Raw genomic sequence first — 17,987 nt, 5'->3', positions numbered from 1 at the left:
AATGAAAACTTTAGATCACAAAATCGATTTTGCAGTTGTTTTATCAGTTACAAAGGCTAATCCAAATGGAGATCCTTTGAATGGAAATCGCCCAAGACAAAATTATGATGGACATGGTGAAATCTCTGATGTAGCCATTAAACGAAAGATTAGAAATCGTCTGCAAGACATGGAAGAATCTATTTTTGTTCAATCAAATGACAGGAAGGTAGACCAATTTAATAGTTTAAGGGAACGAGCAGAAACCAATGTAGATTTAGTCAAAGCGTTAAAATCTAAGGATAATCCACATGAACAATTTGCTGCAATTGCATGTAAAGAGTGGATTGATGTAAGAAGTTTTGGACAAGTTTTTGCCTTTAAAGGGGGAGCTGGAAAAGGTGTCTCTGTTGGAGTAAGAGGACCTGTTTCAATTCATACGGCAACGAGTGTTGATCCGATTGATATTACTAGTATGCAGATTACGAAAAGTGTAAATTCTGAGCCTGGGAAAGATAAAGGTTCAGATACGATGGGGATGAAGCATCGTGTTGATTTTGGAGTCTATGTTTTTTATGGAAGTATTAATACGCAATTAGCAGAAAAGACAGGTTTTACTAACGAAGATGCGGAGAAGATTAAAAATGCACTGGTTATACTGTTTGAAAATGATGCATCAGCAGCACGACCTGAAGGAAGTATAGAAGTACATAAAGTTTGTTGGTGGGATCATAAATCAAAAATTGGTCAATACTCCTCTGCAAAAGTACATCGTTTATTAGAGGTTAAACGGAATATTGACGAACCAAAAACAATCGATGATTATACTGTATTGGTACATGAATTAGATGATTTAAAAGTTGAGGTTATTAATGGAATGTAATAAAAAGCGTCAGAATAGTTGAACGAAAGTATCCTTATAAAGATATACTTTATCAATTTATTAAAGGAAAGTCGCATCTCTTGCAGGTGCGTGGATTGAAATAACCAATCGAATATAAACGTGGGAAACCGAAAAAGTCGCACCTTATATAGGTGCGTGGATTGAAATGTGACGGATATAGAGACAGGTGAAAAAACAAAAAGTCGCACCTTATATAGGTGTGTGTGGATTGAAATCTTAAAGAATACTATGAAATTGAAAGAAGTACAGTCGCACCTTATATAGGTGCGTGGATTGAAATTTTAATACGGCTAAAGATTTACTAGCTGGATTAAGTCGCACCTTATATAGGTGCATGGATTGAAATAGTAGACAGAAGATGAAAGAAGATTTCTTTGTCACACCTTATATAGGTGGGTGGATCGAAATCCATTAACAAAAATATAAAAAGCATACGTGCCGGTCGTACCTCATATAGGCGCGTGAGTTAGGACTGGTAATATGCTTGATAGTAATTTAGTGTCTCTGCTGGAGTAAGAAGAACTGCTTCAATTCATACAGCAACTAGTGTTGATTCAATTGACATTACTAGTATGCAGATTATGAAAAGTATAAATTTTGAGCCTGAGAAGGATAAAGGTTCAGATACGATGGGATGAAGCATCGTGTTGATCTTGGAGCTTATATTTTTTACGGAAGTATTCATATGCAATGAGTAAGAAATACAGATTTTACCAAAGGTGATGCGGAAAATATTAAAAATGCACTGGTTACATTGTTTGAAAATGATGTATCAGCAGCACGCCCTGAAGGAAGTATAGAAGTACATAAAGCTTGTTGGTGGAAGCATAATTCAAAACTTGGCCAGTACCATTCCGTAAAAGTACACCGTTTACTGGATATTAAGCGGAACATTAACGAACCAAAATAATTGATGACTATAACATTTTGGTAAAAGAATTAGATAGTTTAAAAGTGACGATTATTGATGGACCACAATGAAGAAAACATTAGAATGATTGAAGGAAAGCGTATTTATTAAAAAATTAATCAACCATTTATTAAAGAAAAGTCGTACCTGTTGTAGGTACGTGGATTGAAATCCAATAGTTACAGTCATTGAAGACGATTTAGGAGTCGCACCTTATATAGGTGCGTGGATTGAAATCTTTATATATAACAAAATGGGTTATACGTGTCTAGTCGCACTTCTCATGGGTGCGAGGATTTAAATGCAAAAGTGTGCACATTAAGTTATGAACGTTCAAATTCGCACTTCTAGTAAGTGTGTGGATTGAAATCCGTTAACGAAAATATAAAAAGCATACGTACCGGTTGTACCTCAAATAGGCACGTGAGTTAGGATTGGTAAGATGCTTGATAGTAATTTAGTGTCTCTGCTGGAGTAAGAGGAACTGCTTCAATCCATACAGCAACTAGTGTTGATTCAATTGACATTACTAGTATGCAGATTACGATATGTATAAATTCTGAGTCTGAGAAGGATAAAGGTTCAGATACGATGGGGATGAAGCATCGTTTTGATCTTGGGGCTTATATTTTTTATGGAAGTATTCATATGCAATGAGTAGGGAAGATAGATTTTACTAAATGGGATGTGAAAAAGATTAAAAATGACTGGTTACATGTTTGGAAATGATGCATCAGCGGCACGCCCTGAAGGAAGTATAGAAGTACATAAAGTTTGTTGGTGGGATCATAAATCAAAAATTGGTCAATACTCCTCTGCAAAAGTACATCGTTTATTAGAGGTTAAACGGAATATTGACGAACCAAAAACAATCGATGATTACACTGTATTAGTACATGAATTAGATGGTTTAAAAGTTGAGATTATTAATGGAATGTAATAAAAAGCGTCAGAATAGTTGAAAGAAAGTATCCTTATAGGGAGATACTCTATCAATTTATTAAAGGAAAGTCGCATCTCTTGCAGGTGCGTGGATTGAAATTACAGAAAGTACAGCTCTTAAAAATGGTGGAGTTGGACGTGGATTGAACTCTGTCAATTTCTTAATGTGGACTCGGAGCGTAAAATCACATCTCTTGTAGGATTGTGATTAAACAAATTGAATTAAGAATACCTTTTGCAAACTTATAGAATGCTAAACAGATTATATCTAAATCGTTATACGAGAGATATGCTTACTTCCTTACGGCCAATGAGATAAACAAACGCTGATTTATATCAAATTAGATAAGTAAAATTTTAGAAGCTAATTTTCAATTTATAAAAGGAGGTCAATAATGAACAATAACTTCATGATAAAAATTAAAAACTTGATATTAAGTAAATCTGAAGGAGAATTTTGGGATTTTAAACAAGAGTGGCATAGAGACAATGAGAGATTATTACACGATATTCTTTGTTTTGCAAATACAGTGCATGAAAAAGACTGCTATATAATAATTGGAGTATCTGATAATGGAGATATAGTTGGGATAAATGATGAAAATAGAAGGGAACAGTCAAGTATAATTGATTTACTTGCTAATACTGTTTTTGCAGGTGATAATACCCCAAGAATTCAAATAGATACAATAAACATAGAGCATAAAAAGGTTGATATTCTTACAATATTTAATTCTAATAATGTTCCTTATTACTTAAAAAGCAAAAGTAAAAAATACAATAGTATAAAAGAGGGATACATATACACAAGGGTTGGAGATAGAAACACCCCTATAAATCAAAATGCAACTATTCAACAAATAGAAATGTTATGGAAAAAAAGGTTGGGATTAACTCTTCCTCCATTGCTACAAATAGAAAGTAGATTACAAGATAAAACAGAATGGGTAGATAGTAATAACTGTTCTTATAATATTTATAAGCCTGAATTCAAGTTAGTGGAAAAATTTATTGATGATGAGTATGACAATAGCAGAAGCGAATTTTATGTATACACACAAACGAATTCAAAATTTACTTATAAAACATTAGACATAATGTGTAATGAAACCGTTTTAGACACCTTTCAATTAGTAGTATTAGATAGTGGAAGGTATAAGACACCTATTCCCGAATGGGGACATGTAGGATTCGATAAATGGAACGTAAAACATAAATATACATATAAATATTATTTAAAGGATAGTATAACTTATAAGTTACAGCAATTTTTCTTTAATGCTGAAAATCAAGAAGAAGTTTTCGCTAAAAGAAGATTAGATGAAGTAGTACTTTATTTCGAAAATCAAGAAGAACTGGAATCATTTGAGGACTACATTGAATCAAATCAAAGTATAGTAGAACAGTATTTAGCCAAAGTTAAAAAGAATCGTTTTTTTGTGGATATGGGAAGTGAATTGGAAGTACAAGTTGAAAATTATAGATTATCAGTTGGATTGGCATTAAATAAGGCATTACAAGAATTTAGAATACGTAAATAATCAAATTTATATGAATATATTAAAATATAGTTATAATAACTTACAAGCTGACATTTTTATATTAGTTGTTAACTTGAATAAAAAGTGGTATTGATTGTACGGTATGTTTCGCTATTCTTAGAGAATAATTAACTTTACGAGTACTTACTCCATAGATGCTATTGAAAGAGAAATAGATAATTGGCCAAATAAACAAAACATACACCGAACACAACAAGGAACAGGTCCTTATTGATATAAAGGCCTTGATTATTCTCCATAAGTATTACTCATTTGGCGAAAAGTTTCGAAAACATGTCAAAATTATGGTCAACGAGTACAAAATTCAGTGTTTGAATGTGTTGTGGACGCAGCTCAATTTGCTACTTTAAAAATGGAATTAATTAAAATTATTGATGAGGATGAGGATAGTCTCAGATTTTATCAGTTAGGTAATAACTATAAAAATAAGGTTGAACATATCGGTATAAAGGAATCCGTTGATTTAGAAAGTCCTTTGATTTTTTAGGTGCGAATGTATAGCACACATGAAATTCCTCGTATATTCGCACCTGAATTTTCATAATTTATGAGTGAATTTTAATATTTTTCATACAGATTCTCTTATTAAATAAAGAAATATGTATATTTTTGAACAGAATTAATGTATTTTTGTATGATTTTAAACAAAAATCGCTGTCGCACCTTATATAGGTGCGTGGATTGAAATAGAGGGCGTTGATTATGTGTAGGAAAGTAATTTTGTCGCACCTTTGATGGGTGCGAGGATTGAAATGATAAAGGGTTTGCAATCATAAAAGATATTGTTGTCACACCTTGTATAGGTGAGTGGATTGAAATTCTGAGGGGACACCTTATATAGGTGTGTGGATTGAAATTCAATACATAAATCCAAAAAACTAACAATCGGGTCGTCGCACCTTACATAGATGCGTGGATTGAAATACAAATGAACGTGTAACAAATGGATTTTTGCTACTGTCGCACCTTACATACGTGCGTGGATTGAAATTATATTGGTCGTACAGTTAAATTAAATCGTCCGGTCGCACCTTATATAGGTATGTGAATTGAAATCACCCAAATATCGGAAAATTATAGAGTTTTTTAGTCGTACCTCTTTTAGGTGTGTTGATTGAAATCTCAATAGAAATTGTGGAAGTTTGAAACACAAAAATCAAACCCTTTATAGGAGGGGTATGGATTGGGATTTTTGTCATCACATCGTATTTACTGTACATGCTGCTCGCACCTTTTAATGGTGCGTGGATTGAAATCCGTTAACGAAAATATAAAAAGCATACGTGCCGGTCTTACCTCATATAGGCACGTGAGTTAGGACTGGTAAGATGCTTGATATTAATTTAGTGCCTCTGCTGGAGTAAGTGGCACTGCTTCAATTCATACAGCAACTAGTGTTGAACCAATTGACATTACTAGTATGCAGATTACGAAAAGTATAAATTCTGATCCTGAGAAGGATAAAGTTTCAGATACGATGGGGATGAAGCATGGTGCTGATCTTGGAGCTTATATTTTTTATGGAAGTATTCATATGTAATAAGCAAGGAGACAGATTCACCAAAGGTGATGCAGAAAAGATTAAAAATGAACTGGTTACATTGTTTGGAAATGATGGATCAGTAACACGCCCTGAAGGAAGTATAGAAGTACATAAAGTTTGTTGGTGGAAACATAATTCAAAAATTGGCCAGTACTCTTCCGCAAAAGTACACCGTTTACTGGATGTTAAGCGGAACATTGACAAACCAAAAATAATTGATGACTATAACATTTTGGTAAATGAATTAGATATTTTAAAAGTGGCGATTATTGATGGACTGTAATGAAGAAAACGTTAGAATAATTGAAGGAAAGCGTATTTATTAAAAAGTTAATCAACCATTTATTAAAGAAAAGTCGTACCTCTTGTAGGTACGTGGATTGAAATTTGTATCATAAGTTTCCCTCCTAAAATAAAAAAACGGTCGCACCTTATATAGGTGCGTGGATTGAAATCACCCAAATATCGGAAAATTAGAGAGTTTTTTAGTCGTACCTCTTTTAGGTGTGTTGATTGAAATCTCAATAGAAATTGTGGAAGTTTGAAACACAAAAATCAAACCCCTTATAGGTGTATGCATTGGAATTTTTGTCATCACATCGTATTTACTGTACATGCTGGTCGCACCTTTTGATGGTGCGTGGATTAAGACTGGTAAGATAATTGATAGTAATTTAGTGTCTCTGTTGGAGTAAGAGGACCTGCTTCAGTCCATACGACGACTAGTATTGATCCGATTGACATTATACTAGTATGCAGATTACGACAAGTGTAAGTTCTGAGCATGGGAAGGATAAAGGTTCAGATACGATGGGGATGAAGCATCGTGTTGATCTTGGAGCTTAGATTTTTTATGGAAGTATTCATATGCAATGAACAAGGAAGACAGATTTCACCAAAGGGGATGCGGAAAAGATTAAAAATGAACTGGTTACATTGTCTGGAAATGATGGGTCAGTAGCACGCCCTGAAGGAAGTATAGAAGTACATAAAGTTTGTTGGTGGAAACATAATTCAAAACTTGGTCAGTACTCTTCCGCAAAAGTACACCATTTACTGGATATTAAGCGGAACATTGACAAACCAAAAATAATTGATGACTATAACATTTTGGTAAAAGAATTAGATATTTTAAAAGTGGCGATTATTGATGGACTGTAATGAAGAAAACGTTAGAATAATTGAAGGAAAGCGTATTTATTAAAAAGTTAATCAACCATTTATTAAAGAAAAGTCGTACCTCTTGTAGGTACGTGGATTGAAATTCCATACACCATATTGTGATTTTTCACCTAGCCGGTCGCACCTTACATAGGTGCGTGGATTGAAATTAACAGTCATTTGCTTATGTGCATCTCAATTTAGGTCGCACCTTATATAGGTGCGCGGATTAAAATCGCTAGCGCTACAAGTCTAAAGGAATTGTATGGCTTCACAACTCTCATAGGTATGTGGATTGAAAGTGGTAAAACATTTATAGTATTTAATTAAACCTTAAAGCATTACCCAGATACTTTTTGACTATCACCCTGTACAAGCTTAAGGAAGCAGGAATCTTTTAGGTAATGCGTTAACTTAAATTAAAACTTCTTGAAATATATAACATTATTATATAATATATAGGTATATTGTTAGTTTATTTGATTCCGTTTATTCCCACACCTTTTTTTGTGTTGTGGTTGAGTTGTAGAAGCAAGTTGCGTCTTGTTTCAATTGTGAAAGGGCTTCTTTGAGCCGATTAGTGTATATATAGCTTATTTTGCTATGCACATTTTTAATCGACTTGAAGAAGCCCTTTTTGTGTTGTTTTCAAGTTTGCAGGCGGGGTTATTTATGATTCATAACATAACAAATTAAACAGTAGAGGAGATTTAAAAATGAAAAAAGATTGTAGACACTTAAAACTAGTACCAACAGTAGAGGAGCATAAAACACAAATGGAAAATAATCAGAAGTCAAATGCTGCACCAGCAATGTCATCTGAATCCAGAGCAAGAGTAAATCAAATGAGAGGGTGTTTTGAAGCAGAAATTATATTACCAGATGGTAAATTTCAATATTTCAAGCCACATGCTCTAAATGAAAAAGAAGCCACTCATGAAATCGCGTTATATATTGAAGGGATTCAGGAAATGAAGGTAGGCTATGTCATCTTATGGCGCTTTGTTGGGCAACAAAGTTTTTATAGTGGTACTAAGATCGTAGCCGAACCAAAGTTACGTAAATTTATTCGTAAGCTAAAAGATTACTTTTTTGATTATGAAGAAGTGGTTTATGAAACTGAAAAATAAGTAGGATAAGGGGATATAAGTGTGAAAAAGGATACCATTTGGACAGCATTAGATGATCCAAAAGAGCAGGAAACAAACGAGCAATCCAAAGAGTCGGATGATATATTCGCTGGTTTGGATGAGCTATCGGAGATTGCAGATGATTTACTACCGTTTTAATAAAGTCGAGGTAGTATATAGAGGGTAAAAGGAAGAACTAAGTGATGTATTTACTTAGATCTTCCTTTTTTTATTGTAAAAAAGAACTTGGAGGGAACGATTATGCGTTTAGGGAATGATTTAGCGGCGGGATTTTATCCAACACCACTAACAGAAGGGAAACACTTAGTACAATTATTACAAATGGAATCAGAGCGAGCTTATGCTTGCTTTGATCCATGCTGTGGAGAAGGGACAATTTTACGAAGTTTTGCAAATGAGGTGAGACAGGTTGGCATACAACTTGATACATATGGTGTGGAAGTAGATGCAAATCGATATGGCAAAGCAAAAGAGCAATTAGATGTAGTGGTACGCTCAAGCTTTGAAAGCATGATGATTAGTCATGACTATTTTCCACTTATCTTTTTAAATCCACCTTATAATACGGAGCTTCGTACAGATAATGAAAAAACAGAGAAAATGGAGTTCAACTTCCTAAAACGTGCTCACCATTATTTAGCAGAAGGTGGGATTATGATATATGTCATTCCATATGACAGATTTGCTAGAGACGATATCAGTTATTTCTTGGCTAAGAATTATGAGGAAATAGGCTTAATGCGTTTTGGTGATGAAAATAAGGAGTTCGATGCATTTAAACAGTGTGTCTTCATTGGGCGTAAGCGTACTGCCACGAAAAATGATACATACTTCAACGATCGATTCGCGAATTTTTGCGAAAACATGTCTGACCTTTCTTTCGTCAAAAAACATGTAAATACATTAGCAGAAATGGTAAATCATAAGGACTGGGCTATACCAGAATTGCGTCATCAAAACAAACTTATTTTTACATCACGAGTGGATTATAAAAGTGCTTATGAAGGTGTGGGAAAATCAGAAGGTATCTTGACATTTAAGAAACGCTTAAATAGAGGAAATGGTTACTTACTTCAAGCTGAAAAAACAGCTGCAGAGAGAGCAAAGATGCCAATTGCTTCTGGACAATTAGGACTATTGCTGATAACGGGTGTGGCAGATGGTTTGCTTGGTGAAGGTGATACACTCCATGCTGTTCGCGGATCTGAAAATGTGTTTTTTGAAACTTCATTCGAGAAACTGGAAACAACAACGAAAGAAGTTGTATTACAAAAACGCCGCGCGAAATTTATCACCGCAACACCAACTGGTGTTGTCAAAGAACTTGTCTAGGAAAGGAAGAGAGATATGTCTGTACTGTTAGGGATAGGAGCGCTATACATTGTATGGGAGTTTAGCAATCGTATATTTCGTATTGCTATTGTACTTACAGTCATTTGTTTATGTGCTTCTCAATTAGGTGCAGGTACATATTTGGAAGTATTAGAGCAATTCTCTGTGTTTCAAGGTGCAGGTGATATGCTACATGCAGCTGAGCAATCATTACCAGAATGGAAACAGTTTATAGATTTTTAAACAACAGATTAAATGAGTAGGACATGAAACGTATCGATTATGATGCGTTTTTTATTTTAGGAGGGAACTTTATGATGAAGGAAATGATTCAACAAAATACATTTGATCAAGAACAAACACCAGCGATGTTGCAATTAGAGACGGGAACTGCCTCACATACAGCTTTTTGTTTTGCAATGGCAGTAAATCGTCATCATCAAATCCAATTTGTAGTACTAGGTGGGAATGACAGTACATTAAAGTCATTTCGTGCTGCCATATCAATGGGAACTAGTCGCTTGTATTTTGGAGAAGGAAAAAAAGAAGAATTACATTACATAGTAGATAAAAAAGTGAATGTAAATTCAAAAGGTCAGTTTGAATTTATTAATACGCAAACAATAAATAAAAAGAAGGCAATTATTGCATTTTCTAGAGAATTAGAAGAAAAGTATATTGTTGCAATTGACGAAGCGCCAGAGATACAAGTAAGAGATTTCCTAATGGCTCCTCCGTATGGTTTACCGATCTTAGAAGAATGGGCGAAGCCAATTTATGAGGAGATGCTAACAAGAAATCTATTACAACCGTTAGAGGTGTATTTTGATAAGAATGAATTTTCTTCTTTAATGATTGCGCAAGTCTTACTAAAAGAAAAGGATTGTAAGGAGTTTTTATCAGAAATGATTCGCTCTGGGAAATGTCAATTCCCGCAAGAAGGTACAGGTGAAAAAATCACTGAAATTAATGATTTAAATGAATACCTATTGGAATATTCGCCTGTCATGCTTGATAAGGTTACAAAGTTGGATGAGCCCTTACATCAACCGATGAAAGATCAGGCATTATCTCATTTTGATACATATCAAAGACCATTATTCCCTGTACAAGCACATGTAGCAACAGGTGCTGCTAAAGCACTACAAGTACAAAAAGGAATCCTTATAAAGGGTGAGATGAGCACAGGGAAAAGTGCGTTTATGACAGCTGCAGTAGATGGTTATTTTCATTTGAAAGAACAAAAAGGGTATCGTACATGCGTTTTCGTTCCACCAACCCTTACGGAAAAGTGGGCAAAAGAAGAAATACGACACTTATTACCAGATGCAGAGATACACCTTATTAAACGTACAGAGGATCTTATTCGAATTCATCAATCTTGGATTAAGGCGGGAAGACCAAAATCAGAAAGACCTACCTTCTTCGTTATTAGTTTTACAACAATGCGAGGGGATTCAATTAAACAGATGTCATTACCTTATAAGCAACTTGCACTTTCTAAAAAATCCGAAGAAAAGGTACAAAGTTATTATAAGAATGGTTTCTATTGTCCTGATTGTGGGGCTAAGTTACGTAAAAAGACTTCTTCTACCATAGTCCAAAAGGCTAATGGTGAACAAGAAGAAGTTTGTCAGTATAAAGATTTTACAGCTAGTGACTTAGATTCAAAGACGAACAAAAACAGTGTATGTGCTGATTGTAAGTCTCCTATTTGGAGTCCAAAGGTAAAAACCAAATATGCAAGCTTTAAAGAGTGGACAAAATATGAAGATAAATTGGTACAAGCAATAAAAGAGGGGAACAAATCAATACAAAAACAATTAGAGTTAGAGAATCGCAATAAACCTTATAGTGAAAAACACTCAGGAAGAGCATATCGAAAGGTAGCTACTGTTGAGTATATTCGTAGAAAAATGAAGCATTTCTTTGACGCTCTTATCGTTGATGAGATACATGAGCTAAAAAGTGAAACTGCACAAGGAAATGCATTAGGGAGTTTAGTTAAGGTTTGTAAGAAATTTGTATGTGGTACAGGAACCCTTTTTGGAGGTAAAGCAAGTGATGTTTTCTATACGTTATGGCGCTTATATCCCAATAAGATGGTGAAGAGTGGATTAGAATATAGTTCATTAATGAAATGGGATGAAACTTATGGAAACATCGAAAGAACATATTACCATGATGGAGAGGTTGTATCCAATGTGGGATCACGTAATGCACAGAGAATGCTAGATAAGACGAAAGTCGTACCTGGTATTTCACCGTATGTGTTTACTCAATTCTTAATGGATACAACAATTGATGTGCGCCTTAAAGATGTATGGCCAAATCCTGTAGAACTAGTCAACGTCCCTACAATTCTTGTTGATATGTCTGAAGAGCAGAAGCAAGCCTGTGAGCATATGAAAGAGTCGTTTGAAAAAGCAATTGAAGTAGCGAAAGGTACACCAGACGCCGGAAAACTGTGGCTTTCTTATATTCGTACAGGTAATGCATATCCAGACAATATGATTCATTATCCGAACTATTACTTAGATGATGAAGGAAAAGAACTGGTTTGGTCTAATGATAAATTCAAATTTGATGAGGATTGTATACAGCCTAAAGAGAAAGAGTTGCAAAATATATTGCGTACAGAAATTTCTGAGGGCCGTCCAACCATCGTATACGTATGTGATACAGGATCTACAGTAAAAGAACGAGACGTTCAACCACGTTTACAGAAGGTTGTAGAGCAAATACCTGGTGCGAAAGTAGCTATTCTCCGTACCAATACAGTTACTCCGCCAAAACGTAGTGAATGGCTAAAAGATCAAGTGAATAGCGGTGTGAATGTAATTATTTGCTCGCTAGAATTAGTGAAGGTGGGTCTTGATTGTGCGACAAGAAGTCGCTAATAAATAGTGCTTCATTATGAAGTCACCTTAGTCATGAAAGGTGTTCCCGCTCGAAGCTGCTATCTGAGTAATCGGATTGTTGGGTTGCATGAGAGTTAAGTGTCCAACCGATAACGTTACACAGACGTTTGAAGGGGCTAGGGAAAGTTTGAGAATGTGTAAGCGTAAAGCTGAATCTTTGTAATCTTCGTCACCGACAACGAGTGTACTGTGATTGAACAAGCTCGTAGATGCAGATAGGAAAGGCTCGACGGTCAAAGAGTCGTATAATGACCCATAGATCTGCCGGAGTAAAGAAGGACACTTACCTTAAACGAATCTATTATTAGTGGAACTTGTTAAGCCCTATGAAGTCCTCATAAATCGTGTGAATCGTTTTAGCCGAGAACACTATGAATAAGGTAATCAAACCGTAAGGTGCGACTAATTCTTCAGAGGGTATAGGAGGTTGGAGAAAGCGAATGCCGTTATATCGAAAGATAGCAGGAAATCATAACTGAGCGGATAGTGTCTTTTGACATAACTTGAAAAAGTGCTGAATTCCAACTGGTCTTCAACACGAAAGAAAGCGGAAAGAGGAATCTTATAAAGGAGGAACATGTTATGAATACTGTCAATATGAAGTCGGCTGTTTCTCCACAGGTAACTCAATGGAACTCCATACAATGGAAGGAAATTGAAAACTATGTGAAGAAACTTCGACAACGAATCTATCGTGCCGAACAATTCGGTAATAAACGTAAGGTGAGAAAACTTCAACGTCTAATGTTGAGAAGTAAGGCGAACCTGTTATTAAGTATTAAGAGAGTAACGCAAATCAATCAAGGAAAACGTACTGCTGGAATTGATGGGATTACTACTAACACACCAGAGGATAGAGTTAAATTGTTCCACTTATTAAAAGGGTATAGTGTTAGAAACATTAAGGCATTTCCAGTGAAAAGAGCTTATATTCCTAAGAAGAATGGAAAGAAAAGACCTTTAGGGATTCCAGTTATCAAAGATAGGATATTTCAAAATATGGTTAAAAATGCACTAGAACCTCAATGGGAATGTCGCTTTGAGTCTATGTCTTATGGATTTAGACCCAAACGAAGTGCTCATGACGCTATGGCAAACCTTTTCCTTAAATTAAGTAGAGGGACTAATAGAGCATGGATATTCGAAGGTGATTTTCAAGGTTGTTTTGATAACCTGAATCATGAGCATATTTTATCCTGTATAGAAGGTTTTCCTTATAGTAATGCAATTAACCAATGGTTAAACGCAGGATGTATAGATAATAAAACCTTCTACAAAACAGAAACTGGTACTCCACAAGGGGGAATTATTTCACCTTTATTAGCTAATATCGCTTTACATGGAATGGAAAAGGAATTAGGAGTAAGATACCATTTCCCAAAAAGGGATGGAGCTATGTTATATCCCGATTCAATTGGGATAGTAAGATATGCAGATGACTTTGTTATAGCGTGTAATTCTAAAGAAGAAGCTGAAAGTATGTATGCTAAACTTCAACCTTATCTTGATAAAAGAGGGTTAAAATTGGCAGAGGAAAAAACCAGAGTAGTACACATTACTGATGGTTTTGATTTCTTAGGCTTTAATTTTAGACAATATCCTACTAAAGAAGGATCACAACTCTTCATTAAACCATCCAACCAAAGTGTCAAAAAAGCTAAAGAAAAGATAAGCGAAATATTTAAATCTCATAGAGGACGTTCAATTGGACAATTAATCAGAAAACTAAATCCAGTTATAACAGGTATAGCAAATTACTGGTCACCTGTTGTAGCAAAAGTAATTTATGGCAATATTGACAGCTATATTCATAAGAAGGTAATGCACCATCTTAAATATAAACATCACCGAAAAGGCGCTAGATGGATAAATAAGAAATATTTCCATCCAGACCATACAGGTGTTAGCCAAGATAAATGGTTACTAACGGACCCTGATAATCACAAAAATCAATTGATTCGTATGAGATGGACACCAATTGTAAGACATGTACTGATTAAGTATAAGAATAGTCCAGATGACGCTAATCTTAAAAAATACTTCGCAAAAAGGGATGAAAAGATATTCAATAGGTTCAATACAAATTCCAAGAGAAAATTAGCGAAAAAAACTAAATATAAATGCAGAGTTTGTAACAACTCATTAGTTGGAGATGAACCACTTGAAAGTAATCACATTGTTCCTAAAGTTATAGGTGGAAAAGATGAGTACGATAATCTTGAATTACTTCATTGTAGTTGTCATAAACAGCACCATGCCCTTTTAGAATGGTACGGGAACGGAAAACAGCTACCTAAAGTACAAGCTTATTTAAAATCTCAAAAGATACCTATTAACAGCAAAAAAGCAGTTAGAACAATGTTGGACACATTTAAAAAGTTTAAATACTAGATTGTTAAGGATAAAGGGAGGCTTGAGCCGTATGTGCTGAAAGGTACAAGTACGGTTCTTAGGGGAGAAAGAGTTGGTAACACCTCTGACTTACCCGACTACTTGCAACACCTACATTGATATTTTATCAATTACCATTTAGCTTATTCGCGTTGAATCAGGCAGCAAGAAGACACTGTCGTATTGGCCAAACTAAGCAATGTAGGACCTTCTATCTTGGATACCGAGAAACGTTCCAACAGCAGATGGCGCAATTAATTGCTCAAAAGAATAAAGCTGCTGAAGCAATGAACGGTGAGGCTACAAGCGATGGTCTAAATGCAATGCTTGGTGATACTGGAGATCTACAGACTCTATTAATTCGAAACATAAAGAGTGGAAATCAATTAAAGGGTTCGACAGAAGAATGGACAAAAGCAGCATCTGATGAATCGAAACGTGTTCTTGCAAACATCGGTAATGTCATTACGCCTGTATTTGAATCAATTGAAATTCAATTCACGAATTGGGTAGAGAAATTACCAGAAACGATGGAAGTAGCATTTATGAAAGAGGCTCAATTTGTACAAAGGGCTGTTGAATGTATTAAAAAAGAGCGAGTACCTGGAGTTCGAGTGAAGCAGAATGTACTTGAAATAGATGGAGAAATAGAAGGTGTCATTCGAGCTTTAACAACACTGAATACTGATAAGCGTATGCTTGTACAAAAACAAGATATCACATTCTGGCATTCAGTTATTGTTGAAGCGGATTCTTCTAAAAAGAAAGGAAAACGAAAAAACAAAGTAATCGATGGACAGTTTGAGTTTGATTTATTTGGATGATCGAGAGGGGAATATTATGTTTACAAAAATATTTATTGGTCTATTTTGTTATGTGTTTTTGGTAGTTCGTAATTCAAAGAAAAAATTTCTAATGGAAGAAGCCAAGAAAAAAGAAATGGAAAATAAACCGGTGGAACGCCCCGTTTATTGGTGCCCAAGAGAAAATAAACCTATTGGAAGGGAACAAGAGCGTGTTACTGTTCCAACAAAAGAGATCGCCTTAGAAAAGGATGTAGCAAGTATATATGATTTAGTTGCTACATCTGTTCATAAGAATCTGGGTGAGGAAGAGAGTGACAGGTTAAAACATGAGGATATAGAAGAAGTGGAGTATGCTGAAGATTTTCATCATACTCCCACTCCTGAGGCTGTTTATGATATTCCTTTTCCAAGTGATGAGGATATACCAGTGGAATTATTAGAATATGAGGACATGTATCCACAACAAGAATATGTTTCAATTCCACAGGAAACGGAACACGTTTTTCCTGTTCAACAAGGAGTAGCTGATGTTGGAGATATGGATTTTGTGAGGTGGACTGCAAAAGTAATAGAACAAGAACAAGGACTGACACGTGTCATAAATATGTCTAATAAAAAGCGTTATTGGATTCATACAGAGGGAGAGATATTACCGAAAAATCAATTACTGTATATGAAATTAGAGGTCGATTCACCTTATTCTTATACACTAGTTGAATGGAGTAATAGACAACTAGGGAATATATAATCTATTTCCTAGTTGTATTTTCTTAGTTAAATAGCATGAAATACAGCATTTTCTCACTCATTTGTACAAGAATAAAACATTTTTTTATTTTTGTACAAATGAGTGGGACAGAATGATTCACCATATAAGGATATTCGACTATAATGAGACATTGTACGTCATTGTAATATTGAAATGTTTTGAGATTCAAGTGATTAACAGTCTTAAAACAGGGGAATTGAGAACTCTTCGTAATATTACAATGCTTAAAATAGATTAAATCCAAACATGAGGATTATATGAAGTAAAAAATATTTTTGAGTTGAAAAAATAACAATTTTGAAAGGTGAATGTAAATGAAAATTAATTCCATAAGTAACAATGTAGTAGAAAAATTAGAACAAACGGTGCGCTATGAAAAGAAACAAGTCCAGGTATTACGTGTAAGTAAAAGTAGTTCTAATATACACGCTTACATGATTTTTCCGGAATTCTCAGAGGTTAAAATTTCAAATACCGAACTGGATGAATATATAGAAAACCTGTCAACAAGCGTGAAGTATGTCATTGATCGCAAGTTGAGTCAACAAGAAATTGAAAAACAAAATCATTCTTTCATTATGACGTGTGAAGTCGAGGAAGATGGTGTGATAGATGATGAAACGATTCATTTTAATACGACATATGTAAAACCACCAACAATTGCAAATAAAGTATTTAAGTTGGTGTGTGGATTAGGAAATCGCTTAGATAGCTTAAAAGAATTGCATATTACAGTATTAAATAATAATATTAACCGAATTGAAATTGAGTTTTACAATGAAAATGAAACATATGTGGCAGTAGAAAAAGAAGAAATTGCAAATGCAATTATGGGGGCATATACAAAGGCAAATATCTATTATGCCGCAGATCTTTATTATGCTGCAGAAGGAAATGAAATCAAATTAAAGAGCATCAAACCAAAATTAGCGGGTGATGTGTGATGAAACGAGACAAAGGAATAATAGGAGTCTTATGCACGCTTGTTCTGATGATTTTATTACTAGTACCATTACAAGCAGCTCAAGCTTCTGTAAAAATAGATTTTAATGAGTTAAAAGGAAATGATGTTTCGTCATCATTTAAAGATGGACTAAACAATCGAACGAAAACAACAGAGAAAGATGATTCATTTGGATCATCAATCATACAAAAGATTGAAGGATTGTATGCGCCGGCTTTTAAAGTAGGAGTCAATATCTTTTCTATTTCATTCGTATTAGGCGTTATTGTCATGGTTATGGCATTAATTACAAAGAATGGTCAATGGATGAAATGGGCAACAGGGAGTATGATTTTCTCGTTCGTTAGTATGATGGCGATGAGATTAAGTGTATATTTCTTATTTAGTTCGGATGTATTTTCGTTTATGAACATTTTTACGGATTTTTTAGACCTGTTTAAATCAACAGCACTTATTTTTACACCCTTTATGTTAATTGCAGGAATTCGTTTACGAAGAATTCATGAGAGTACAAAACAGCCGGAATATTACCGTTGGGCCAATCGTGTCATAACAGGATCTTGTTTGCTGTGTATGTTAGCCGTACTCGCTCCATGGCTATTTGCTAATATGTAAAGAACTATATATTAAGATAGAAAAGGTACTGAATCTA

Annotated in this window: 12 protein-coding genes and 5 pseudogenes; all 17 read left to right on the top strand. The window is 34.7% G+C overall.

The features are described 5' to 3' along the window. The first annotated feature begins 1 nt into the window (after position 1). Positions 2-862, top strand: coding sequence for a type I-C CRISPR-associated protein Cas7/Csd2 (gene cas7c, locus CN409_RS27470; RefSeq protein ID WP_097981428.1), 861 nt, complete (start codon positions 2-4; stop codon positions 860-862). A 521-nt stretch (positions 863-1,383) separates the two neighbouring features. Then, positions 1,384-1,864 (top strand): annotated as a pseudogene (locus tag CN409_RS27465) (type I CRISPR-associated protein Cas7); the annotation flags it as partial. 391 nt (positions 1,865-2,255) lie between these two features. Continuing rightward, positions 2,256-2,733 (top strand): annotated as a pseudogene (locus CN409_RS32450) (type I CRISPR-associated protein Cas7); the annotation flags it as partial. A gap of 397 nt (positions 2,734-3,130) precedes the next feature. After that, complete coding sequence (locus tag CN409_RS27455) at positions 3,131-4,276, top strand: AlbA family DNA-binding domain-containing protein (RefSeq protein WP_097981427.1); 1,146 nt, start codon at positions 3,131-3,133, stop codon at positions 4,274-4,276. A gap of 271 nt (positions 4,277-4,547) precedes the next feature. Then, positions 4,548-4,784 carry a CRISPR-associated endonuclease Cas2 gene (gene cas2 / locus CN409_RS27450; protein WP_050427189.1) on the top strand — a complete coding sequence of 79 codons (237 nt, stop codon included), beginning with the start codon at positions 4,548-4,550 and terminating at the stop codon, positions 4,782-4,784. 864 nt (positions 4,785-5,648) lie between these two features. Next, positions 5,649-6,123 (top strand): annotated as a pseudogene (locus tag CN409_RS32445) (type I CRISPR-associated protein Cas7); the annotation flags it as partial. Between the two features lie 396 nt (positions 6,124-6,519). Next, positions 6,520-7,001, top strand: a pseudogene (locus CN409_RS27440) (type I CRISPR-associated protein Cas7); the annotation flags it as partial. A 716-nt stretch (positions 7,002-7,717) separates the two neighbouring features. Then, positions 7,718-8,131, top strand: coding sequence for a DUF6018 family natural product bioysynthesis protein (locus CN409_RS27435; protein WP_097891368.1), 414 nt, complete (start codon positions 7,718-7,720; stop codon positions 8,129-8,131). Between the two features lie 21 nt (positions 8,132-8,152). Beyond that, positions 8,153-8,290 carry a hypothetical protein gene (locus CN409_RS32050; RefSeq protein ID WP_170951616.1) on the top strand — a complete coding sequence of 46 codons (138 nt, stop codon included), beginning with the start codon at positions 8,153-8,155 and terminating at the stop codon, positions 8,288-8,290. A gap of 102 nt (positions 8,291-8,392) precedes the next feature. Continuing rightward, positions 8,393-9,484 (top strand): DUF6094 domain-containing protein, encoded by a 1,092-nt coding sequence (locus CN409_RS27430; protein ID WP_097891366.1) that lies wholly within the window; start codon positions 8,393-8,395, stop codon positions 9,482-9,484. 15 nt (positions 9,485-9,499) lie between these two features. Next, a complete protein-coding gene (locus CN409_RS27425; protein ID WP_000114819.1) occupies positions 9,500-9,727 on the top strand; it encodes a hypothetical protein in 228 nt (75 codons plus the stop codon). Positions 9,728-9,798: 71 nt separating this feature from the next. Then, entirely contained in the window at positions 9,799-12,384 is a 2,586-nt protein-coding gene (locus CN409_RS27420) for a DEAD/DEAH box helicase family protein (protein ID WP_097891364.1), read from the top strand. 603 nt (positions 12,385-12,987) lie between these two features. Further along, a complete protein-coding gene (ltrA, locus tag CN409_RS27415; protein WP_097891362.1) occupies positions 12,988-14,796 on the top strand; it encodes a group II intron reverse transcriptase/maturase in 1,809 nt (602 codons plus the stop codon). A 98-nt stretch (positions 14,797-14,894) separates the two neighbouring features. Next, positions 14,895-15,620, top strand: a pseudogene (locus tag CN409_RS27410) (DEAD/DEAH box helicase); the annotation flags it as partial. Between the two features lie 16 nt (positions 15,621-15,636). After that, positions 15,637-16,350, top strand: coding sequence for a transposase (locus tag CN409_RS27405; protein ID WP_097891358.1), 714 nt, complete (start codon positions 15,637-15,639; stop codon positions 16,348-16,350). 335 nt (positions 16,351-16,685) lie between these two features. Further along, a complete protein-coding gene (locus CN409_RS27400; protein WP_044306877.1) occupies positions 16,686-17,315 on the top strand; it encodes a hypothetical protein in 630 nt (209 codons plus the stop codon). Then, positions 17,315-17,950: a hypothetical protein gene (locus tag CN409_RS31595; protein ID WP_141442451.1), complete on the top strand. Its 636-nt coding sequence runs from the start codon at positions 17,315-17,317 to the stop codon at positions 17,948-17,950. The genes CN409_RS27400 and CN409_RS31595 overlap by 1 nt, the downstream gene beginning before the upstream one ends. The last annotated feature ends 37 nt before the right edge of the window (positions 17,951-17,987 follow it).

The sequence above is a fragment of the Bacillus sp. AFS012607 genome (genome assembly GCF_002558005.1).
GTDB classification, from domain to species: Bacteria; Bacillota; Bacilli; order Bacillales; family Bacillaceae_G; genus Bacillus_A; species Bacillus_A thuringiensis_S.
The sequence above is the reverse complement of the archived record's forward strand: the minus strand, read 5'-3'. Positions and strand labels throughout refer to the sequence as shown.